At 65.1% G+C, this 20,605-nt stretch carries 16 protein-coding genes and 1 riboswitch; of the genes, 3 read left to right on the top strand and 13 right to left on the bottom strand.

All coding sequences use genetic code 11. From position 1 onward, the window contains the following. Positions 1-92: 92 nt before the first annotated feature. Positions 93-1,082, bottom strand: a complete 990-nt coding sequence (locus tag CA260_RS03085; RefSeq protein WP_238149593.1) for a D-alanyl-D-alanine carboxypeptidase family protein — start codon at positions 1,080-1,082, stop codon at positions 93-95. Positions 1,083-1,485: 403 nt separating this feature from the next. On the opposite strand from CA260_RS03085, the gene CA260_RS03080 reads away from it, so the two are divergent. Continuing rightward, positions 1,486-3,360 carry an ATP-binding cassette domain-containing protein gene (locus tag CA260_RS03080; RefSeq protein ID WP_111980970.1) on the top strand — a complete coding sequence of 625 codons (1,875 nt, stop codon included), beginning with the start codon at positions 1,486-1,488 and terminating at the stop codon, positions 3,358-3,360. 238 nt (positions 3,361-3,598) lie between these two features. Here CA260_RS03080 and ppc read toward each other — a convergent pair whose 3' ends face one another. Both ppc and CA260_RS03070 read right to left on the bottom strand, forming a co-directional pair. Further along, positions 3,599-6,304, bottom strand: a complete 2,706-nt coding sequence (gene ppc, locus CA260_RS03075) for a phosphoenolpyruvate carboxylase (RefSeq protein ID WP_111980969.1) — start codon at positions 6,302-6,304, stop codon at positions 3,599-3,601. 137 nt (positions 6,305-6,441) lie between these two features. After that, a complete protein-coding gene (locus CA260_RS03070; protein WP_111980968.1) occupies positions 6,442-8,940 on the bottom strand; it encodes a S9 family peptidase in 2,499 nt (832 codons plus the stop codon). Positions 8,941-9,075: 135 nt separating this feature from the next. Then, a riboswitch (S-adenosyl-L-homocysteine riboswitch) is annotated at positions 9,076-9,184 on the top strand. 37 nt (positions 9,185-9,221) lie between these two features. Between CA260_RS03070 and ahcY the strand changes: the two genes are divergently transcribed. Next, positions 9,222-10,655: an adenosylhomocysteinase gene (gene ahcY, locus CA260_RS03065; RefSeq protein WP_111980967.1), complete on the top strand. Its 1,434-nt coding sequence runs from the start codon at positions 9,222-9,224 to the stop codon at positions 10,653-10,655. A gap of 118 nt (positions 10,656-10,773) precedes the next feature. Here the strand turns inward: ahcY and CA260_RS03060 are convergent, their stop codons facing one another. Genes CA260_RS03060 through ccoN form a run of 10 tightly spaced genes read right to left on the bottom strand, consistent with a single transcriptional unit; the run spans position 10,774 to position 19,579 of the window. Next, positions 10,774-11,496, bottom strand: coding sequence for a sulfite exporter TauE/SafE family protein (locus CA260_RS03060; RefSeq protein ID WP_111980966.1), 723 nt, complete (start codon positions 11,494-11,496; stop codon positions 10,774-10,776). Further along, positions 11,489-11,674, bottom strand: a complete 186-nt coding sequence (ccoS, locus tag CA260_RS03055; RefSeq protein WP_111980965.1) for a cbb3-type cytochrome oxidase assembly protein CcoS — start codon at positions 11,672-11,674, stop codon at positions 11,489-11,491. The genes CA260_RS03060 and ccoS overlap by 8 nt, the downstream gene beginning before the upstream one ends. After that, a complete protein-coding gene (locus CA260_RS03050) occupies positions 11,671-14,139 on the bottom strand; it encodes a heavy metal translocating P-type ATPase (RefSeq protein WP_238149592.1) in 2,469 nt (822 codons plus the stop codon). Before CA260_RS03050 ends, ccoS begins: the two co-directional genes overlap by 4 nt. Further along, complete coding sequence (locus CA260_RS03045; protein WP_146745273.1) at positions 14,082-14,561, bottom strand: hypothetical protein; 480 nt, start codon at positions 14,559-14,561, stop codon at positions 14,082-14,084. The genes CA260_RS03050 and CA260_RS03045 overlap by 58 nt, the downstream gene beginning before the upstream one ends. Beyond that, positions 14,558-16,111: a 4Fe-4S dicluster domain-containing protein gene (locus CA260_RS03040; protein ID WP_111980963.1), complete on the bottom strand. Its 1,554-nt coding sequence runs from the start codon at positions 16,109-16,111 to the stop codon at positions 14,558-14,560. Before CA260_RS03040 ends, CA260_RS03045 begins: the two co-directional genes overlap by 4 nt. Further along, complete coding sequence (locus CA260_RS03035) at positions 16,108-16,413, bottom strand: hypothetical protein (RefSeq protein ID WP_111980962.1); 306 nt, start codon at positions 16,411-16,413, stop codon at positions 16,108-16,110. The genes CA260_RS03040 and CA260_RS03035 overlap by 4 nt, the downstream gene beginning before the upstream one ends. Beyond that, positions 16,413-17,345 carry a cytochrome-c oxidase, cbb3-type subunit III gene (gene ccoP / locus CA260_RS03030; RefSeq protein ID WP_111980961.1) on the bottom strand — a complete coding sequence of 311 codons (933 nt, stop codon included), beginning with the start codon at positions 17,343-17,345 and terminating at the stop codon, positions 16,413-16,415. Before ccoP ends, CA260_RS03035 begins: the two co-directional genes overlap by 1 nt. Next, entirely contained in the window at positions 17,342-17,482 is a 141-nt protein-coding gene (locus CA260_RS03025) for a cbb3-type cytochrome oxidase subunit 3 (protein ID WP_111980960.1), read from the bottom strand. Before CA260_RS03025 ends, ccoP begins: the two co-directional genes overlap by 4 nt. Then, entirely contained in the window at positions 17,482-18,123 is a 642-nt protein-coding gene (ccoO, locus tag CA260_RS03020) for a cytochrome-c oxidase, cbb3-type subunit II (RefSeq protein ID WP_111980959.1), read from the bottom strand. The genes CA260_RS03025 and ccoO overlap by 1 nt, the downstream gene beginning before the upstream one ends. A 10-nt stretch (positions 18,124-18,133) precedes the next feature. Next, positions 18,134-19,579 carry a cytochrome-c oxidase, cbb3-type subunit I gene (gene ccoN, locus CA260_RS03015; RefSeq protein WP_111980958.1) on the bottom strand — a complete coding sequence of 482 codons (1,446 nt, stop codon included), beginning with the start codon at positions 19,577-19,579 and terminating at the stop codon, positions 18,134-18,136. A gap of 192 nt (positions 19,580-19,771) precedes the next feature. Between ccoN and metF the strand changes: the two genes are divergently transcribed. Continuing rightward, positions 19,772-20,599: a methylenetetrahydrofolate reductase [NAD(P)H] gene (gene metF, locus CA260_RS03010; protein WP_111980957.1), complete on the top strand. Its 828-nt coding sequence runs from the start codon at positions 19,772-19,774 to the stop codon at positions 20,597-20,599. Positions 20,600-20,605: the final 6 nt, after the last annotated feature.

Genomic DNA, 20,605 nt, shown 5'->3' with positions numbered 1-20,605 from the left:
GGTGCGCTCCTACAAAGAGCCGCTTCGCCCTGCTTCAACGAAAACGGGCCGCTTGCGCGACCCGTCTGCTGCATCCTCGTTGTCCCATCGCCTCACTTGTCCGGCGACGAACCCACCGAGGCCACCTTGCGCGCCGTCGCCTTCGGCGCCGGGCAGGTCACGGCCTTCTTCTTCGAACAGGTCGCCGTACTGCGAGCCGCCACCGCATCGGCCTTGCTGCGGCGATGGTGGCGTCGCGAGGACGGCGTGGCGTCGGCCACGGCGGTGGCCTTCGCAGCCGAACGGCGGCCCTTGGCGACGACCGGGGCGGCGCCCACCTGCGCGACCAGCTCGGCCGGCGTCTCCTGGTTCTCGAAGCCGTCGTCCAGCAGACGCGCCATCAGGCGATCACGGGTCGAGGCAGTACGGCCGCCCAGCACGACGCTGAACAAGCGACGGCCATCCTTCACGGCGGTCGAGGCCAGGTTGAAGCCTGCGGCATTGGTGTAGCCGGTCTTCAGGCCGTCCATGCCCGGGTACTTGTCCATCAGGTTGTTGTGGCCGCGCACCAGGCGACCGCGGAACATGAATTCCTTGGTCGAGAAGTAGTGCGAGTACTGCGGGAAGTCGTGGTACAGCGCCATCGCCAGCTTGCTCATGTCGCGGGCGGTGGTGGTGTCTTCCGGATCGGGCAGGCCCGAGGCGTTGGCGAAGCGGGTGCTGCTCATGCCCAGCAGCTGGGCCTGGGCATTCATCATCTCGACGAAATGGCTTTCCGTGCCGCCCATGCCTTCAGCCACCACGGTGGCCGCGTCGTTGGCGGACTTGGTGATCATGCCGAGCACGCAGTCTTCGACGGAGATGGTCTGGCCATTGCGCAGGTCGAGCTTGGTCGGCGCCTTGGAGGCAGCCCACGAGGACACCGGCAGTTCCTGGTCCATCTTCAGCGTGCCGTTCTGCACCGCCTGGAAGGTGAGGTACAGCGTCATCATCTTGGCCAGCGAGGCCGGATGAGCAGCTTCGTCGGGGTTGACGGCGGTGATCACCTGGCCGTCGGTGTCGTCCACCACGATGGCGGAGGACCCTGCATGTGCGATACCCATGACACTGCCGGCGACAGACACCAACAATGCGATCAGGCCTCGACGCCAGGTACCCCCCCTGGCCGGCGTTTCGGACTTGATAGCCACCCCGTTACCCTCGCTTCCAGCTCGCCGACAACAGGGCGATGCGAAAGCTTCTTCGCAGCGCCAGCCATGGGCAGAGACAATACTTGAATTAGCACGCATAAGTCCATGTTTCCATGGACGATAAATCATGACGGCGCCATTGGCGCCGCCTTTACGCAGATTTCACCGTGAAAACGGCGTCTACGTTGCCAGTCGAGTGTGCCCGCAAAAGGCCATAGGCGAAAGGCTTTTTTCCCTATCGGCGGCTTCTTTTTTCCCTTGAGGGGCATGGCCTCGGAGCTCGGCGGGCACACCGGCAGACCGCTAGAATGGCGGGATGTCACTGATCCAACTCCAGCGCGTCGATTTCAGCATCGGCGGTCCGCTCCTGCTCGAACATGTCGACCTCGCCATTGGCGCCAACGAACGCGTATGCATCGTGGGCCGCAACGGCGAGGGCAAATCCACCCTGATGAAGCTGATCGCCGGGGAACTCAAAGCCGACGACGGCGAAGTGCGCGTGCAGACCGGCGTCGTCGTCGCGCGCATGGCGCAGGACGTGCCTCAGGACACGTCGGGCAGCGTATTCGACGTGGTGTCCGAAGGGCTCGGCGACCTTGGCCATCTGCTTGCGCGTTATCACCACCTGCTCGCCGAAGGCGACATGGATGCGCTGGGCGATGTGCAGTCACAGATCGAAGCCCGCCATGGCTGGGACCTGGATCGCCGCGTCACCGACGTGCTGACCCGCCTTGAATTGCCATCCGACATCGACTTCGCGGCGCTGTCCGGCGGCATGAAGCGCCGCGTGCTGCTGGCGCAGGCGCTGGTGCGCAAGCCCGATGTGCTGTTGCTGGACGAGCCCACCAACCATCTCGACATCGAGGCGATCGGCTGGCTCGAAGGCTTCCTGCGCCAGTTCGACGGCAGCATCGTGTTCGTTACGCATGACCGTAGTTTCCTTCGCGCGCTCGCCACGCGCATTGTCGAAATCGACCGCGGCCAGCTCACCGATTGGCCGGGCGACTATGACAACTACCTGCGTCGCCGCGAGGAGCGCCTGCACGCCGAAGCGCAGGCCAATGCGCTGTTCGACAAGAAGCTCGCGCAGGAAGAAGTGTGGATCCGCCAGGGCATCAAGGCACGCCGCACGCGCAACGAAGGTCGCGTGCGTGCACTGAAGGCGCTGCGCGTGGAGCGCTCGCAGCGTCGCGAGTTGTCCGGCAACGTGAAGATGACGCTGGCCAACGCGCAGGCCTCGGGCAAGAAGGTCATCGAGCTCGAACACGTGCACCAGAGCTACGGCGGCCGCGTGCTGATCGACAACCTCAGCACCACCATCATGCGTGGCGATCGCGTCGGCATCATCGGCCCCAACGGCGCCGGCAAGAGCACGCTGCTCAAGATCATGCTGGGCGACCTCAAGCCCGAGCGCGGCCACGCCACGCTCGGCACCGGTATCCAGATCGCCTACTTCGACCAGCACCGCGTGCAGCTCAACGACGAACTCAACGCACTGGACAACGTCGCCGAAGGACGCGAGTACATCGAGCTCAACGGCTCGCGCAAGCACATCATCGGTTACCTGCAGGACTTCCTGTTCTCACCGGAACGCGCGCGCGCGCCGATCACGCGGTTGTCCGGTGGTGAGCGCAACCGCCTGCTGCTCGCCAAGCTGTTCGCGCAACCGTCCAACCTGCTGGTGATGGACGAACCCACCAACGACCTCGACGTGGAAACGCTGGAGCTGCTCGAAGAGCTCCTTACCGAATACCAGGGCACGCTGCTGCTGGTTTCGCATGACCGGGAGTTTCTCGACAACGTGGTGTCGAGCACGCTGGTGCTGGAGGGCGACGGCAAGGTCGGCGAATACGTCGGCGGCTACAGCGACTGGCTGCGCCAGCGCCCTGCCCCGTCGGCTACTCCCGTATCAAGCAGCAAGCCCGCGGACACGAGGACAGCGACACCGGCGACAGCACCCGCTTCCGAGCCGAAGAAGAAGCTGAGCTACAAGGATGCGCGCGAGCTGGAGCAGCTGCCGGCGCGCATCGAAGCACTGGAGGCGGACATCTCCGCGCGCACCGAGGCCATGAATGATCCGGACTTCTTCCGTCAGGACAACGCCGCGGTGATGAAGGCCAACGAGACGCTGGCGGCGCTGCAGCGCGACCTCGATGCCGCGTATGCACGCTGGTCGGAGCTGGACGGCTAAACGCACCTGACCCATGTGGGAGCGCACCTTGTGCGCGACTGCGGAGCGGCGTGCTCGCCGCTTCGTCGGCTTGTCGCGCACAAGGTGCGCTCCCACAGTAGAGCTACGCCACACACTAGCGCGACCTTGCAGGAGCGCACCCAGTGCGCGACCGCAGAGCCAATGCGTCACCGCTGTGTAGGCTTTTCGCGCACTGGGTGCGCTTCTACAGAAAAAGACCTGCAGAGGCCGGTGACGCTCAACCCGTATTCTGCAAACCCTGCGATACCCCATTGACGCAGGCCACCAGCGCCGTGAGCAGCGCATCGTCGCTCTCGCCACCCTCACGCCAGCGCTTCAGCAGATCCACCTGCAACAGGCTCATCGGATCGACATAGGGGTTGCGCAGGCCGATCGACACGGCCAATCGCGGCTCATGCTGCAGCAGGCTGTCGCTGCGCCTGAGGCGCAGCAGCCAGCGATGCGTGCGCTCGAATTCGTCGCGGATCAACCCGAAGAACGGTTCGTGCAGCGGGCCGGCCAACTGCGAGAATGCCTCCGCGATGCCGAGGTCGCTCTTGGCCAATACCATCGCCACGTCATCGAGCATGTTGGCGAAGAACGGCCAATCACTCGCCATCTCGACCATCGCGGCTTCGCCGTATGCCGCCGCGCCAAATTCGAGCGCCGAACCAAGGCCATACCACCCCGGCAGGATCGACCGGCACTGGGTCCATGCGAACACCCAGGGAATCGCGCGAAGGTCCTGCACGCCGCGCATGCTGCGTCGACGTGCCGGACGGGAGCCGAGCGTCATGCGCTCGATCACGTCGATCGGTGTGGCGGTGCGGAAGTAGTCCACAAAGCCTTCGCGATCCACGAAGGCGCGATAGTGCTGACGGCTGTGTGCAGCGAGCTTGCCCATGCGTTCGCGCCATGCCTCTTCGCGCGCCTCGCTCGTGCGCGGACGCAACGAGGCACGCAGCACGGCGCCCACGGTCTGCTCGAGATTGCGCAAGGCGAGCGCGCGGATGCCGTATTTGCGATGGATGACTTCACCCTGTTCGGTGACGCGCAACACGCCGGCCACCGATCCACGCGGTGACGACATCAGCGCCGGCGCGATCCGCGCACCGCCGCGGCTGGCTGAGCCACCGCGGCCATGGAAGAACGACAGGCGGATGTCGAACTCCGCAGCCACCTCCAGCAGTTCCACCTGGGCGCGCTGCAGTCCCCAGCGCGACGCCAGCGTGCCGCCATCCTTGCCGCTGTCCGAATACCCGAGCATCACCCACTGGCGTCCACCGCGCGAGGCCAGATGTTCGCGGTACACCGGATCCTCAAGCAGCGCACGCAGCGTGGCCGGCGCGTTGGTGAGATCGTCTACCGTCTCGAACAGCGGCGCGATATCCAGCGGCACCTTGTCGTGCTCGACGAGCCCGCCGTAGCGCGCCAGCGCCAGCACGGCAAGCACGTCTGCCGCCGAACGCGCCATGCTGATGATGTAGAGACCCAGCGCGTCGGCGCCGTACCGGCCACGGGATTCGCGCAAGGTGGCGAAGACGTCGTGCAAGGCCACCACCGACGCGTCTTCGTTCTCCGCGAGCGCCTGCTCGCCGCCCGCAAACGGTCGCAGCTGCTTTGCCTTGTCGGCTGCGTCACGCGTGGACCAGTCGGCATGGCCGAGCAGCAACGCCAGCGCGTCGTCGTGCGCGCGCGAATCTTGGCGCACATCCAGGCGTGCGAGATGGAAGCCGAAGGTGCGCACGCGCCAGATCAAGCGACGCACGGCATAGGCACCCGCATGCAGGCCGCGATGATCGATCAGGCTTGCCGCGATGAGATGCAGGTCATCCAGGAGATCCCGCACCGACGTATAGGCTTCCGGATGCTCGTCGTCATGCGTCGCATCCAGGCGCGCCCTGATGATGGTCAGCAGGCTGCGATACGGCATGTCGGCATGACGCGGACGAACCCGCGCCGCCGCTTCCGGATAGCGCACGCGATAGTCGAACAGCCGCTGCGCCAGCGCGCTTCCGACATCCACGCGGTCCTCTGTCTGGCTGAGCAGGCGCGCAAGGCCGGACAAGTCTTCGATGTAATGCTCCAGCACGTGCGCGCGTTGCGTCGCGAGGCTGTTGGCGATGGTGGCCGCGCCGACGTTGGGATTGCCGTCCATGTCACCACCGACCCAGGTGGCGAAGCTGAGCAGTCGCGGGATCGGCACGGCCACGCCGTACACCGTCTGCAAGGCGTCGGCGAGCGATTCGTACAGCGCCGGCACGATGCGGTAGATCGGGTTGGCGAGATAGAAGCCGACGTGATGGTGCTCGTCCTGCACGGTGGGACTGATGGTCGATGCCTCGGCCGTCTGCCAACCGGCGCTCAGCGCCATGTAGATGCGGTCGTCGTCTTCCTTGCGCTCCTGCGGCGTGCGCGTGGGATCGAAGTTGTCGACCAGCGCCCGCACGATGGATTGTTCCTTCTCCAGCAGCGAGCGACGCACGGCTTCGGTGGGATGCGCCGTGAACACGGGCTCGATCTGCAGGCGTTCGAGCCACTCGAGCAGCTCGCCCGCTTCCACGCCTTGCGCCTTCAGACGCGTCAGCGCATCCAGCAGCGATTCCGGCTGTGGCGCGCCACCTTCGCGCTGGTAGTCACGACGGCGGCGGATGCGATGGATGCGCTCGGCGATGTTCACCGCCTGGAAATAGGTGGCGAACGCGCGGGCCAGCGATTCCGCATGCCCGGTGTCGACGCCGGTCAACAAACCGGAAAGCGCATCGAGTGGCAGGTTCTCCTGCCTGCGTTCGATCGCGGCCATGCGGATGCGCTCGATCTCGTCGAGAAAGTCGGGAGAAATCTGTTCGGCCAGCATGTTGCCGACCAGGGCGCCAAGGCGGCGGACGTCTTCGCGCAGGGGCGCGTCGTGTGGAGCGAACTCAGGACTGCGGTGCTGGTTCATCGATGCCACGGTGCAGATGTCTGGACGTCCAAGACTACTCGAAGCGAACAGGTTTTGTGCACCGCCACAAAAGACGTTCCGCCGGCAGTAACGAAAACGGGGCGCCCGGCGCCCCGTTTCACTTGCAACCATTCCGCTCAGTGCGAGCCGGCGCCACTGCCTTCCGCGGGCTTGGCCTGCTTCACGTAGCGCTCCAGCCACGCGTTGCTCTCGGCCAACATCTGCATGATGGATTCGCGCGCGCGATACGCATGGGCTTCATTGGGCAGCATCACCAGTCGCGCCGTGCCGCCCAGGCCCTTGATGGCCGCATACAGTCGTTCACTCTGTACCGGGAACGTGCCGGAGTTGTTGTCCTGTTCGCCGTGGATCAACAGCAACGCATCCTTGATGTTCTCGGCGTAGTTGAACGGCGACATCGCCTGGTACACGTCCTGCGCCTGCCAGTAGTTGCGTTCCTCCGACTGGAAGCCGAACGGCGTGAGCGTGCGGTTGTACGCACCGCTGCGCGCGATGCCCGCCTTGAACAACCGCGTGTGCGCCAACAGGTTCGCGGTCATGAACGCGCCGTACGAATGCCCGCCCACGGCGATGCGGTTGCGGTCGGCCACGCCACGGCGCACCACTTCGTCCACCGCCGCTTCGGCGCTCGCCACCAGCTGGGGGACATACGTGTCGTTGGGCTCCTTGTTGCCTTCGCCCACGATCGGCACGGAGAAGTGATCCAGCACGGTATAACCCATGGCCAGGAACGCCTGTGGCCCCCAGAAGCCGATGCTGTTGAAGCGATAGGGCGAATCGGTGACCTGGCCCGCCGCGTCGGCCGACTTGAACTCGGTGGGATAGGCCCACATCAGCATCGGCCGCGGACCGTCCTTCTTCGGATCGTAGTTCGGCGGCAGATACAGCGTGGCCGAGAGTTCCACGCCGTCCTTGCGCTTGTAGCGGATCTGCTCCTTCTGCACGCCCTTCAGCTGCGGCAGCGGATGGGGGAAATGCGTAAGCGCACGCGGCGGGCCGTTCGACGCCAGATCGCGCACGTAGTAGTTGGTCGGCTCGCTGGGCGATTCGCGCGACACCAGCGCCCGCTTGCCTTCGGCGTCCAGCAGCACCAGGGCCGCTTCGTAGTACGGCGCCTGCGAGCGGAACAGGCGCGTGCTCTGACCCGTGGCGAGATTCACCTTGTCCAGGAAGGGGCGATCGCCTTCGGGCGAGGCGCCATCGCCGAGGCGGTAGATGCTTTCGCCATCGGCCGCTGTCAGCAGCCGCGATTCGCCGCGCTCATCGATCATCGTCGCCGGCTTGCCGGGGTTGCGATAACGATCCTCCGACGATCCTTCGTGCACCAGCGAAGGGGCCTGCGACGGCTGGTCCGGCGCCACGCGCCACTCTTTCACCTTGCGCGTCTTCCACCAGAACTCGTCGATCAGCGCGAGCTTGCCGTTGCCCCAATAGGCGCCGGCGTAACGACTGCCGAGTTTGGCGAGCGTCACCGGCGCCTGGTCGAACGGCGCAGCCTGCATCAGCACCAGGTCGCGAATCTCGACCGCGCGCGCCGGGTCCCCGCCATCCTGCGCTTCGGCCCACACCAGCGTGGCCGGCGCATCCGCGCGCCAGTCGATATCGCGCACACCCGTGGGCACGGCGTCATTGCCGGTCGGCAGGCCTTCCACCAGCGGCAGATGCGCGATCTCTTTCACCAGCTTGCCGTCGCGATCGAGCACTTCGATGCGGCGCGGGAAACTCTCCACCGGCACCAGATACGAGAACGGCCGCTCCACGCGTTCGCGCAGCAGGTAGCGACCATCGGGCGAAGGACTGATCGCCAGCGTGAGCGCCGGCTCGCCCAGCGGCGTGACCTTGCCATCGAGGTCCACCAGCGCGGACTGCGAACGCAGGTAATACTCCAGCTGTCGCGCATCATCTTCGTTGCGCAACATGTCCTGATAGGTGCGGATCGCCTTCACGCCGCTGCCTGCCTGCGTCTGCTGCGTGTTCGGGCCGGTCGGAATCGTGCTGGCCACCGGCGGCGCGCCCTGCCCTTCGGGCTGCAGCTGCACCAGCAGTTGCTTGCTGTCGGGCATCCAGCGATAACCGCGGCCGGCCACCGTGTTGAGCGGCAACGCGGTCAGGCGGCGTGCCGTATGCGTGGCGACATCGACCACCCACAATTCGTTGCGTCCCTGCGCGGCATCCACCTGATTGAACGCCAGGAAACGCTGGTCCGGCGACCAACTGGACGTGGCGATCGACAACGGCCTGGGCAAACCCTGCAGGCGGATGTCCTTGCCACTGGCGATGTCGAGCAGCCACAGGTCGGTGCCGAACAGGAATCGGCTCTGTGCATGGACGCGCGGATTGATGCGCAAGCCCGCCAGCTTCAGTTCGGGCTGCGCCACGACGTCGATGCCTGGCAACGCCGGCGCCTGGGTCAAGGCAAGCAGGTCGCGGTGGGGACTGATCGATACCGCCGGCGGGCGTGGCGCATCGACCAGCGCCTGCAACGGCGCGGGCGGCGTGAGGTAGCCGCTGGCTTGTGCCGTAACAGCAGCCGGTGGCGTATCGGCCATGGTCGCCAGCGGCAGCGCGGCGAGCAGGAAACCCACGAGGGCAAGGCATCGGAGCGAACGTTCCATGGCGTGGCAAGGCCTCCAATCGTATGAACTTGCGACATTAACGGTCTCGGTGCCCGTGAGCCAAGCCTGTCTATCGGCAGGGCGCATGCCCCTCATCGCCCAAAACCGCGGGTGCCTGACGCTATACTCCAAGGTCCCGTCGAGGGGCGCTGCGACCGGACACGGGCGAGACCGCACATGCCTGTGCTGTTCCCGCCCACCGGCCAGGCTCGATGGATTTCCTTTGCAACGGCGCCCGGACAACGATGCGGCCTTCTGGTCGCAACACCCGGAGCTACGCCATGAACGCAGTTACCAAAGATCCGTCCTTCCAGGACTACAAAGTCCGCGACATGTCCCAGGCCGAGCTCGGCCGCCGCCGCATCCGCATGGCGGAAGAGGAAATGCCGGGCCTGATGCAGATCCGCGCCCGCTACGCCAAGGACAAGCCGCTGAAGGGCGTGCGCCTGTCCGGCTCCCTGCATTGCACCAAGGAAACCGCTGTGCTCGCCGAAACGCTGCGCGAGCTGGGCGCTTCGGTGCGCTGGGCTTCGTGCAACATCTTCTCCACCCAGGACGACGTCGCCGCCGCCCTGGCCGCCGGCGGCCTGCCGGTGTTCGCCTGGAAGGGCGAGACGCTGGAGGAGTACTGGCAGTGCACGCTCGACATGCTCACCCATCCGGGCGAGCTGGGCCCGCAACTGATCGTGGACGACGGTGGCGACGCCACCCTCTTCATCCACAAGGGCGTGGAGCTGGAAGACGGCAGCGACTGGGTCAACACGCCCAGCGGCAACCACGAGGAACAGGTCATCAAGGACCTGGTGAAGCGCACGGAAGCGGAGCGTCCGGGCTGGTTCAAGAAGATCGCCGCCGAGTGGAAGGGCGTCTCCGAGGAAACCACCACCGGCGTGCATCGCCTCTACCAGCTCGCCGAAGCCGGCAAGCTGCTGGTGCCGGCCATCAACGTCAACGACTCGGTCACCAAGTCGAAGTTCGACAACCTGTACGGCTGCCGCGAGTCGCTGGCCGACGGCATCAAGCGCGCCACCGACCTGATGGTCGCCGGCAAGGTCGCCGTGGTGTGCGGCTACGGTGACGTGGGCAAGGGCTGTGCGCATTCGCTCAAGGGCTTCGGCGCCCGCGTGATCGTGACCGAAATCGACCCGATCAACGCCCTGCAGGCCGCGATGGAGGGCTTCCAGGTCACCACCATCGAAGACACGCTCGGCATCGGCGACATCTACGTCACCACCACCGGCAACAAGGACATCATCACGCTGGAACACATGGCGGCGATGAAGAACAACGCCCTGGTGTGCAACATCGGCCACTTCGACAACGAGATCCAGATGGACCGCCTCAACGCCGCCAAGGGCGTGTCGCGCGAAACCATCAAGCCGCAGGTGGATCGCTACACCTTCGAAAAGACCGGCCACAGCATCTACATGCTGGCCGAAGGCCGGCTGGTGAACCTGGGCTGCGCCCACGGCCACCCGAGCTTCGTGATGTCCAACAGCTTCTCCAACCAGACGCTGGCCCAGCTCGACCTGTGGGCGAACAAGGACTTCTACGACAAGACGGTCTACCGCCTGCCGAAGAAGCTGGACGAGGAAGTGGCCCGCCTGCACCTTGAGCAGATCGGCGTGAAGCTCACCAAGCTGACCGCGGATCAGGCCGCCTACATCGGCGTGCCGATCGACGGCCCGTACAAGCCGGACCACTACCGCTACTGAGCGGCACCGGTCTTTGCTTCAAGTGAAAGGGCCGCCCATGGGCGGCCCTTTTTCATGCATGGACGAATCGCGCGCAGGACACGCCCCCATCGAGCGTGCCCTGCGCGCAATCGCTCCCCTAACCGCTCGCCGGGCCGCAGCCCAGCATGCCCAACACGCCGTGCAGCGCCCGCACGTGCATCAGCCACGGCGCCGACAATGTCAGCACGCCTGCACACATCACCAATGCGGCGGCACCTCGGCGCAAACCCGGCCGCTGCAGCCAACGCCCCACCCGCGCGCCGGACCACGTCAAAGGCAACATCACGGGCAAGGTACCCAGCCCGAAGGCCGCCATGATCAGCGCACCATCGCGCGCACTCGCCGACAACCAGGCCGCCGCCAGCACCGTGGTGCTCAGACCGCATGGCAGCCATCCCCACAACATCCCCGCCGCCAGGCGGCGTACCGGCGTATTCGCCGGAACCAGTCGCCGCTGCAGGGGCTGCAGCCATGTCCAGATACGCGCGCCAGGCCGCGCAAGAAAACCCAGGCGCCCGCTCCGATCCAGCAGGCGCAACGCCATCACCACCAGCACCAACCCGACGGCGGTGCGCATGGCGAGCGCCAGTGCATCCAGCTCGAACACGCGCAGTACGCCATCGCCAATGCCGCCTACAACCGCACCGGCCAGCACGTAGCCCATCACCCGGCCCAGGTTGAGCTGCAGTGCATTGCCCCAACCCATGCGCGGCGACCACATCGAGAAACCCGTGGCGATGCCGCCGCACATCGCGGCGCAATGCGCGGCACCAAGCAGGCCGGTCAACAGCACGGCCGATAGCGCTGCAGCGTTAACCATGGCCGCGCCCCTCCGTATGTTCGGCATCCGGCGGGAAAGGCCGATCCTCACGCAGGATGTCGATGGCCGGCGTTTCCATGTCGTCGAACTGCCCCTTGCGCACGGCCCATACGAACGAACCGATGGCGACCGCCAGCAACATCAGGCTCAGCGGGATAAGCATCAGCAGAATGATCATGGCGACGACTCCGGCACGGACACGCGCATCAGGCGCAGCGCATTGGCGGTAACCATCAGCGACGACAGCGCCATGCCAAGCGCAGCCAGCGACGGAGTCACCTGCCCCATCACCGCCAGCGGCAGCGCCAACACGTTGTAGCCGACAGCCCAGGCGAAGTTCTGCCGGATGATGCGTTGCGTGCGCCTCGCCAGCTGCACCGCCGCTGGAATGCGCAGCAGCGACGGCGCCGTCAGCACCATGTCGGCCGCGCGCTGCGCCAGCGACGCGCCCTCGCCCATCGCAAGCGATACGTCCGCACCCGCGAGCACGGGTGCGTCATTGAGCCCATCGCCCACCATGGCGACCACACGCCCCTCCGCCTGCAGCTTGCGCACCAGCGCCAGCTTGTCCTCGGAGCTCTGCCTCGCATGGGCATCGTCGATATCGAGCTGGCGCGTCAGGCGTTCCACGGCGCCGTAAGCATCGCCGCTGGCGAGATGGAGGCGCAGGCCCAGTTCGCGCAGCGCGTTCACCGCGACGCGCGCTTCGGCGCGCATGCGTTCCTCCAACGTGAAACGCGCAACAGCAGTCGTGCCATCACCGAGCCACAGCCGGCCATCGTCATCCTGGTTCGCCGCGAAAGGGCCGCGTCCCAGTCGCCATTCCGCACCGTTTACCCGGCCGCTCAAGCCTTGCCCTGCATGCACCCTCAGGCCACTCGCCGTGCGTAGTGTCAGCACGGACGCAAAAGCCGCCGCGATGGGATGGCCGCTGTCGCGTTCGAGCCCAGCGGCGATGGCCAAGGCTTCATCCGCGGACATGCCGCCGAACGTCTGTACCTCGCCGATCGATGGATCGATGCGCGTGAGCGTGCCCGTCTTGTCGAACACGATATCAGTCGCACGCGCAAGGCTGTCGAGCCCTTCCGCGCGCAACGAAAGCACGCCCAGCCGCGCGAGCGCACCATGGCTCGCAGCCAATGCTGCGGGCACGGCGAGCGACAATGCGCACGGGCAGCTGATGACCAGCAGCGACAGCGTCACTTCAAAAGCGCGTGACGGATCGTGGATGCGCCAGCCGATGAAAACCGCCACGGACGCGATCAACAACGCCACCACGAACCCGCTGCCGACGCGATCCGCCACGCGTGCAAGCGGCGGCCTATGAGCCTGCGCCTGTTCGACCAGGCGCGTAAGCTGCGACAGCCGAGTGGCGCTTCCCACGCGAGTGATCTCGATGCGCGCGGGCGTTTCATGGCAAACCGTGCCCGCGAATACCGGGGCACCCTGCGCTTTGGCGACGGGGTGCGACTCACCCGTCAACAGCGCTTCTTCGAACATCGCCTGCTCGTCCAGCAGCACGCCGTCGGCCGGCACCGCTTCACCTGCGGCCATGCAGGCAACGTCGCCGACCTGAAGCGCCGTCAGCGGAACGGATTCGCGCGTGCCATCGGGTCGTTCGCGCACTGCCAACGCCGGGCGTGCCCGCGCCAACGCATCCACCTGCGAGCTCGCGATGCGCCGCGCACGTTGTTCCAGCATGCGCGCGCACAACAGCAGGAACACGAACATCGCCGCCGCGTCGTACCAGACATGCTCACCGCCGCGTACCGTCTCCACGGCACTCGCCAGATAGGCCAGCAAGGTCGAGCCCGCCACCAGCGTATCCATGCCCGGATGGCGCTCGCGCCATTCGCGCCACGCACCAAGCAGGAAGGGCCAGCCGGCATAGAACACCACCGGCGTACAGACGAGAAACGTCACCCAGCGAAAGAAATCCCTGGTGTACAGCGCCATGTGATGATTGACGTCGAGGTAGAGCGCCTCCGACAGCATCATGGTCTGCATGGCGCCAAGCCCCGCGATGCCCAGCCTCAGCAACCAGCGTCGGCGGTCGGCCAGCTTCTCGCGTTCCTGTACGGCACCGCTGGCCAGATAGGGCCGATAACCGAGAAAGGTGAGTCGTTCCAGCACCGACGACAGCGGCACGCGCGCCGGATCCCAGGCGAGGCGGATGCGCCCCGTCACCGCGTTGGCACCAACGTCCAGCACACCATCCACACGTTGCAGGGCGCGATCGATCAGCCAGGCACATGCGGCGCACCGCATGCCATCCGTCAGCAGTGTGATCTCCAGCCCCCCGGTCACGGGAGATGCGTGATCTGCCAATACATCGTCACGGTCCCACACGGCCAGGTCGGATAGTTCCACATCTACCCGTGCACCGGCGGCGCTACGCAACCGGTAGTAGTCACCGAGATCGGACGACCGAATCCACTGCGCTGCGGCGAGGCAACCTTCGCAGCAGAAACCCTTGACGCTGCCATCGACGTCCAGCAATACAGGCGACGCCGGCAAAGCCTCACCGCAGTGGTAACAGGTCTCGAAGCCGACCTGGTTGATGGCATCGACCGCGCAATCCACGTTCAGGGCATCAATCGGATGGACCGAGCCTGCGGTGCCCAACGTCCATGCATCAGCCAAGCGCCGCTATCGGACGCGAGCCGTACCGTCCAGTCGCGATCGCGATCCAGCGACCCGACTCCACGCCAACCCAGCTCACTCGGCGAAAGATGCACGATGCGCTGTTCGCCCGACGAATCGGACAGGGTCAAGGTCAGCCTGCCGCCGCGAGGGAAATCCCCGTCCAACGGCAAGACCTCGACCATGTCGCCCTTGGTACGCAGCACCACGCCTTCGGTGGACACCTCGGCCGGTGATTGCGCGGCCTCGGCGGATACCAGCAGCTTGCCCACCTTGGTGACCCGGCCGACCGTTTCCATGTCCTCGCGCCCCGGATGGACGGCGGCAAACAGCAGGGCGAAACCGATGGCGACCGACGCCAGCGGCAGGCCCACCAGCATCCACACCATGGGTTCGCGCCATGCGCTTCGTATCGTGTTCATAGCGAAGGTCCGAAGAAACTGCTCTTGATGGCGGTGTCGGCGTCCACGTCGGCGCCCCGCACCACGAATTGCACGTCGTGCCGCCCAGTCACCTCGGACGAGGCGCTGACCGTGAGCGGAATAGACAACACTTCGCCACTCTCGGCTGCCACCGTCCGTGCGCCACCGCGAAGTGCGATACCGGGCATGTCCGTGGATGCCACGTCAATGACGAAATGGTGCGTCTGCTGCTCCTTGTTCACCAGCTTGAGCGTGTAGCTGTTTTCGATGCGGCCGTCGCTCGCCTGGCTGTACATCGCATTGCGATCGCGCAGGACCTCGGCAAGCAGCACACTGCGATGGGTCACGCCATACATCCAGCCGCCCAGCAAGGCGAGCAGCAGACAGGCATAGACGATGATGCGCGGCCGCAGTACGTGGGTAGACTTGCTGTCGATCTGGTTCTGCGTGGTGTAGCGGATCAGGCCCTTGGGGTAGCCCAGCTTGCCCATCACGTCGTCGCAGGCATCGATGCAGGCACCGCAAGCGATGCACTCGTATTGCAAACCGTTGCGGATATCGATGCCAACCGGGCACACCTGCACGCAGATCGTGCAATCGACACAGTCGCCCAGCAGTTCCGGAGCGAATTTCGGTAGCGGCTCGGCGACCATGCCGGCACTGGCCAACGCGATGGTGCCGCCGGCCTGCGCACGATTGTCCGCCGCCGAGGGATGCTGACTCGCGCGGAATACGTAATCGTAGGCCGTGACCTTGTCGAGCAGGCCACGCGCCCGTTCCAGCACACTGGACAGGCCACGCTTGCGCGGACCGCGCGGCTCGCCTCGCATGGGATCGTAGGCAATGATCAGCGTGTTGCGATCGAACATCGCGCTCTGGAAGCGCGCGTACGGACACATGTACTTGCACACCTGCTGGCGCAGGAAGCCTGCATTTCCCCAAGTGGCAAACCCGTAGAACAGGATCCAGAACGTTTCCCAGCCGCCCAGGCCAAACGGCGTGCGATGCGCCAAGCCCACGATCGGGCTGAAGTAGCCGACGAAGGTGAAGCCGGTCCACAACGAGAACAGCGCCCACAGGCCGTGCCTGGCCGTCTTGCGGAGAATCTTCTCGCGCGTCCAAGGGCCTGCATCGAGCTTCATGCGCTTGTTGCGGTCGCCTTCGCACCAGCGCTCGATCCACAGCGAGACTTCGGTCCATACCGTCTGCGGACAGGCGTAACCGCAGAACAGGCGACCCGCCAGCGCCGTAAAGAAGAACAGCGCCAGCGCGGCGATGATCAGCAACGTGGAGAGGAACAGGAAATCCTGCGGCAGGAACATCCAGCCGAACACGTGGAACTTGCGCGCAGGAAGGTCCAGCAGCACGGCCTGCTTGCCGTTCCAGTGCAGCCAGGGAAACAGGTAGTACATGCCGAGCAGCCAGATCACCGCCGCCACGCGCAGCCGGTTGAAGGTGCCCGACACCTCGCGTGGATAGACCTTGCGCTCGCTGACGTAATAGGAACTGCTTTCGTCGTCGACGACATGCAGCGGTATGCGACGACTCATGGTGCGTTCCCGGGGTGGAATCCGCGCTTCACCTGCCAGGATGGCCGCAGCAAGATCCAGGTGAACAGGCTGGACGAGGCGGTAGCCAGCCAGAAGAGGAAGAAGCCCAGGGAATAGCCCAGTTCGCGACTGAGGCGCAGCGACGGGAAGGTGATCTCCCTGAGCCGCTCGGGATCGACGATGGTGAAGAACGCCGCCGTGATGACCCCGGCGACGAAGAAGATCGGCCAAAGGATGGCGCCGACGCGCTGAGAAGCAGGCGTCGGCTCCTGTTCCGGAGGTTTGGCGGAACGCGCGATCATCATTCGGCAACCACGGCGCCAGCAGGCGGTGGGTCCTTGTGCGGCGACAGCGTCCACACATAGGCACCCACCAGTCGCGTGCGGGTGTCGCCCAACTGATCCTTCCAGGCCGGCATCACACCCTGACGACCTTCGGCCAGCGTCTTGTGCAACGACGCCGCGCTGCTGCCGTACAACCAGTAGCTGTCCGTGAGATCCGGCGCGCCCATGACCTGGTTGCCCTTGCCCTGTGGACCATGGCATGCGGTGCAAATGCCAGCGAACAACTTCTCGCCTCGCGCAGCCGCATCCTTCGGCTGGTCCGAACGCGACAGCGAGAGGACGTAGGCAATGGTGTCATCCACCGCCGTGGCGCCACCTTGTGCGGTGAGCGTATCGGCCCAGGCCGGCATCACGGCGTGGCGGCCGTTCTGGATGGTGTCCAGGATGCGCGCAGGCGTTCCGCCCCAGTGCCAGATGTCGTCGGTGAGATCCGGATAACCGGCCGCACCGTGACCGCTGGAACCATGGCAGGCGGCGCAACGATTGATGAAGATCGCGCGGCCGATCGACACGGCGCCGGCATCCTTGGCCAGCTCATCGACGGGCTTGCCCGCGTAGAGCTTCAGCGTGTCATCGAGGCGCGCGTTCTCCGCCGCCGTCTCCTTCGCCCATTCCGACCGCGAGCTCCAATGACCCCACCCCTTCAGCGTGCCCAGCCCATACCAGATGAGGTAGCCGACGGAGAACACCAGCGTGATGTAGAAGAGGTTGATCCACCACCGCGGCAGCGGCTTGTTGTATTCGGTGAGGTCGCCATCCCACACGTGTCCGGTTTCATCCGGTCTGGGGTCGGTTGGGCGACGCTTGATGTTGGCCCTGAGCAGCCAGACGCAGCCCAGCAGGTTCAACACGGTGATGGCCACCACGTACCACGTCCATGCGGAAGTCATGCCCTCTCCTCCTTGTCGTCATCCAGAGGCATACGGGCAGCGGCATCCAGCACGGGCTTCACACCCGGCCTCCAGAGCAGGATGCAGCCCACGATAAACAGCACCAGCAGGAAGGCTGTGATCAGACCGGGAATCATCACTCGGCTCCTTCTGCGACCTGCATGTCTGCCTGCGATACATGCGTACCGAGGCTTTGCAGGTAGGCCACGACGGCGTCCAGTTCGGTCTTGCCTTCGACAGCGGTCGGTGCGGCGGCGATCTCTGCATCGCTGTATGGATCACCGATGCGCTTCAACGCGCGCATGTGCTGGGCGACTTCCGCGCCATCGAGCTTCGCCTTGGCCAGCCACGGATAGGCTGGCATGTTCGACTCGGGCACCACATCGCGCGGATTGTTGAGATGCGCGCGATGCCAGTCGTCGGAATAGCCACGCAAACCCACGCGTGCCAAGTCCGGACCCGTGCGCTTGCTGCCCCACTGGAATGGATGGTCGTACACCGATTCGCCCGCGAGCGAGTAGTGACCGTAACGCTCGGTCTCGAAGCGCAGCGTACGTACCATCTGCGAGTGGCAGTTGTAGCAACCCTCGCGGATGTAGACGTCGCGCCCGGCCAGCTCCAGCGCGGGATACGGCTTGATGCCCGGCAGCGGCTTGATGGTTTCGGCCTGGAACATCAGCGGGACGATTTCGGCGAGACCGCCGAACGACACCGCCACGGCCACCAGGATGGCCATCAGGCCGATGTTCTTTTCGATCTTTGCGTGCATATGGCTCATGTCTGTTCCCTCAGGCACGCGCATCGGCAGCGTCAGGCGGCAGCACCGGCTGCGGCGCCGTGCTCGCAGCGGACAGCCGGAAGGTCCGCAGCACGTTCCAACCCATCACCAACATGCCGCTCAGCACGATCAGTCCGCCGCCGAGGCGGAACAGGAAGTACGGCTTGGTGGCGTTGAGCGCTTCGACGAACGAGTAGACCAAGGTGCCGTTCTCGGGATCGGTGGCGCGCCACATGAGTCCCTGTGTGACGCCGGCGATCCACATCGAGGCGATGTAGACGACGAGGCCGATCGTGTGCAGCCAGAAATGCAGGTCGATCAGCTTGGTCGAGTACATCTTCGGCAGGTTGAGCAGGCGCGGCAGCATCGCGTAGATGGAGCCGATCGAGATCATCGCGACCCAGCCGATGGCGCCCGAATGCACGTGGCCGATGGTCCAGTCGGTGTAATGACTGAGCGAATTGACCGTCTTGATCGACATCATCGGTCCCTCGAACGTGCTCATCATGTAGAACGAGAGCGAGACGATGAGGAACTTCAGGATCGGGTCGGTACGCAGCTTGTGCCACACGCCCGAGAGCGTGAGGATGCCGTTGATCGCGCCGCCCCACGACGGCGCCAGCAGCACCAGCGAGAACACCATGCCGAGCGACTGCGCCCAGTCCGGCAGCGCCGTGTACTGCAGGTGGTGCGGACCGGCCCACATGTACACCGCGATCAGCGCCCAGAAGTGCACGATCGACAGACGGTAGGAATAGATGGGACGGCCGGCCTGCTTGGGCACGAAGTAATACATCATGCCGAGGAATGCGGTGGTCAGGAAGAAACCGACCGCGTTGTGGCCGTACCACCACTGCACCATCGCATCCACCGCACCCGAGTACACCGAGTACGACTTGAACCAGCCGGCCGGAATGGCGAGGTTGTTGACGATGTGCAACAGGGCGATGGTGATGATGTACGCGCCGTAGAACCAGTTGGCGACGTAGATGTGCTTCACCTTGCGCTGGGCGATGGTGCCGAAGAACAGCACGCCGTAGGCCACCCACACGACGGTGATGAGCAGGTCGATCGGCCATTCCAGCTCGGCGTACTCCTTGCCCTGGGTGAGGCCCAGCGGCAGGGTCACCGCCGCCGCCACGATCACCAGTTGCCATCCCCAGAACACGAACGAAGCCAGCTTGTCCGAGATCAAGCGGACATGGCAGGTGCGCTGCACCGTGTAGAGGCTGGTGGCGAACAGCGCCGATCCGCCGAAAGCAAAGATCACCGCATTGGTGTGCAGCGGGCGCAGACGTCCGTAGCTGAGCCACGGCAGATCAAAATCAAGGCCTGGCCAGTACAGCTGGGCGGCGATGATGACGCCGACCAGCATCCCGACCACGCCCCATACCACGGTCATCACGGCGAATTGCCGGACGACCTTATCGTTGTAACTCCCCTCGACGCCCACCATGAGGCCCACTCCTAGGCTTAACTGAACGGCGGGAAGTCTGTGGGCCGGGCCTCACCTCACAGTTGATCTAGATCAACTGGAGCCCAGGGAAAGGCTGTCGCGGTTTGTCGCAGGTCAAATTTGAGGGACGTCATATCTCTTCATCGCGAAAAAGAGATATATACTTGGAACGACCCCGCCAGGACCCTCGCGATGCCCTCCATCAGCTTTGAGTTCTTTCCGCCCAAAACCGACGAGCAGCGCGCCCAGCTGGACCAGGCCGCCACCCTGCTCAAGTCGCTTTCGCCCGAGTACGTCTCGGTCACCTTCGGCGCCGGCGGCTCGACGCTGAGCTATACCGGCGAAACCGTGGCGAGGCTGCATGGCAATCACGGTCTGAACGTGGCGCCGCACCTGTCCTGCGTGGGCGGCACGCGGGCCGAACTGGCCGAACTGCTGGATGCGTACCGGGCCGCCGGCTACCGCCGCCTCGTGGCGCTGCGCGGCGATCTGCCTTCGGGCATGGCCAGCCCGGGCGATTTCCGCTATGCCTCGGAACTGGTGCGTTTCATCCGCGAATACACAGGCGATCACTTCCACATCGAAGTAGCGGCCTATCCGGAAACCCATCCACAGGCCGACGACGCCCTGGCCGATCTTCGGCACTTCAAGGCCAAGGTGGATGCCGGCGCGAATGGCGCGATCACGCAGTACTTCTTCAACGCGGATGCCTATTTCCGCTTCGTTGACGACGTACGCCGGCTTGGTGTCGAGGTGCCGATCGTCCCGGGCATCATGCCGATTTCCAACTTCTCGCAGCTCAAGCGCTTCTCCGATCAGTGTGGCGCGGAGATTCCTCGCTGGATCGTCAAGCGCATGCAGGCCCATGGTGACGATGCCGCATCGGTCCGCGAGCTCGGCGCCGACGTGGTGGCCGAGATGTGCCGCCGCCTGCTGGACGGCGGTGCACCGGGACTGCACTTCTACACGTTGAATCGGGCCCGGGCCACGCAAGCAGTACTGAACCGACTGCACAGTTGAGTGATG

The sequence above is a fragment of the Dyella jiangningensis genome (assembly GCF_003264855.1).
Taxonomy (GTDB): Bacteria; Pseudomonadota; Gammaproteobacteria; order Xanthomonadales; family Rhodanobacteraceae; genus Dyella; species Dyella jiangningensis_C.
The sequence above is the reverse complement of the archived record's forward strand: the minus strand, read 5'-3'. Positions and strand labels throughout refer to the sequence as shown.

Bases quoted from the DNA above. Each gene is read 5' to 3' on its own strand.
- CA260_RS03085 (WP_238149593.1), bottom strand. From the start codon at position 1,082: ATGGGTATCGCACATGCAGGGTCCTCCGCCATCGTGGTGGACGACACC.
- CA260_RS03080 (WP_111980970.1), top strand. From the start codon at position 1,486: ATGTCACTGATCCAACTCCAGCGCGTCGATTTCAGCATCGGCGGTCCG.
- ppc (WP_111980969.1), bottom strand. From the start codon at position 6,304: ATGAACCAGCACCGCAGTCCTGAGTTCGCTCCACACGACGCGCCCCTG.
- CA260_RS03070 (WP_111980968.1), bottom strand. From the start codon at position 8,940: ATGGAACGTTCGCTCCGATGCCTTGCCCTCGTGGGTTTCCTGCTCGCC.
- ahcY (WP_111980967.1), top strand. From the start codon at position 9,222: ATGAACGCAGTTACCAAAGATCCGTCCTTCCAGGACTACAAAGTCCGC.
- CA260_RS03060 (WP_111980966.1), bottom strand. From the start codon at position 11,496: ATGGTTAACGCTGCAGCGCTATCGGCCGTGCTGTTGACCGGCCTGCTT.
- ccoS (WP_111980965.1), bottom strand. From the start codon at position 11,674: ATGATCATTCTGCTGATGCTTATCCCGCTGAGCCTGATGTTGCTGGCG.
- CA260_RS03045 (WP_146745273.1), bottom strand. From the start codon at position 14,561: ATGAACACGATACGAAGCGCATGGCGCGAACCCATGGTGTGGATGCTG.
- CA260_RS03040 (WP_111980963.1), bottom strand. From the start codon at position 16,111: ATGAGTCGTCGCATACCGCTGCATGTCGTCGACGACGAAAGCAGTTCC.
- CA260_RS03035 (WP_111980962.1), bottom strand. From the start codon at position 16,413: ATGATCGCGCGTTCCGCCAAACCTCCGGAACAGGAGCCGACGCCTGCT.
- ccoP (WP_111980961.1), bottom strand. From the start codon at position 17,345: ATGACTTCCGCATGGACGTGGTACGTGGTGGCCATCACCGTGTTGAAC.
- CA260_RS03025 (WP_111980960.1), bottom strand. From the start codon at position 17,482: ATGATTCCCGGTCTGATCACAGCCTTCCTGCTGGTGCTGTTTATCGTG.
- ccoO (WP_111980959.1), bottom strand. From the start codon at position 18,123: ATGAGCCATATGCACGCAAAGATCGAAAAGAACATCGGCCTGATGGCC.
- ccoN (WP_111980958.1), bottom strand. From the start codon at position 19,579: ATGGTGGGCGTCGAGGGGAGTTACAACGATAAGGTCGTCCGGCAATTC.
- metF (WP_111980957.1), top strand. From the start codon at position 19,772: ATGCCCTCCATCAGCTTTGAGTTCTTTCCGCCCAAAACCGACGAGCAG.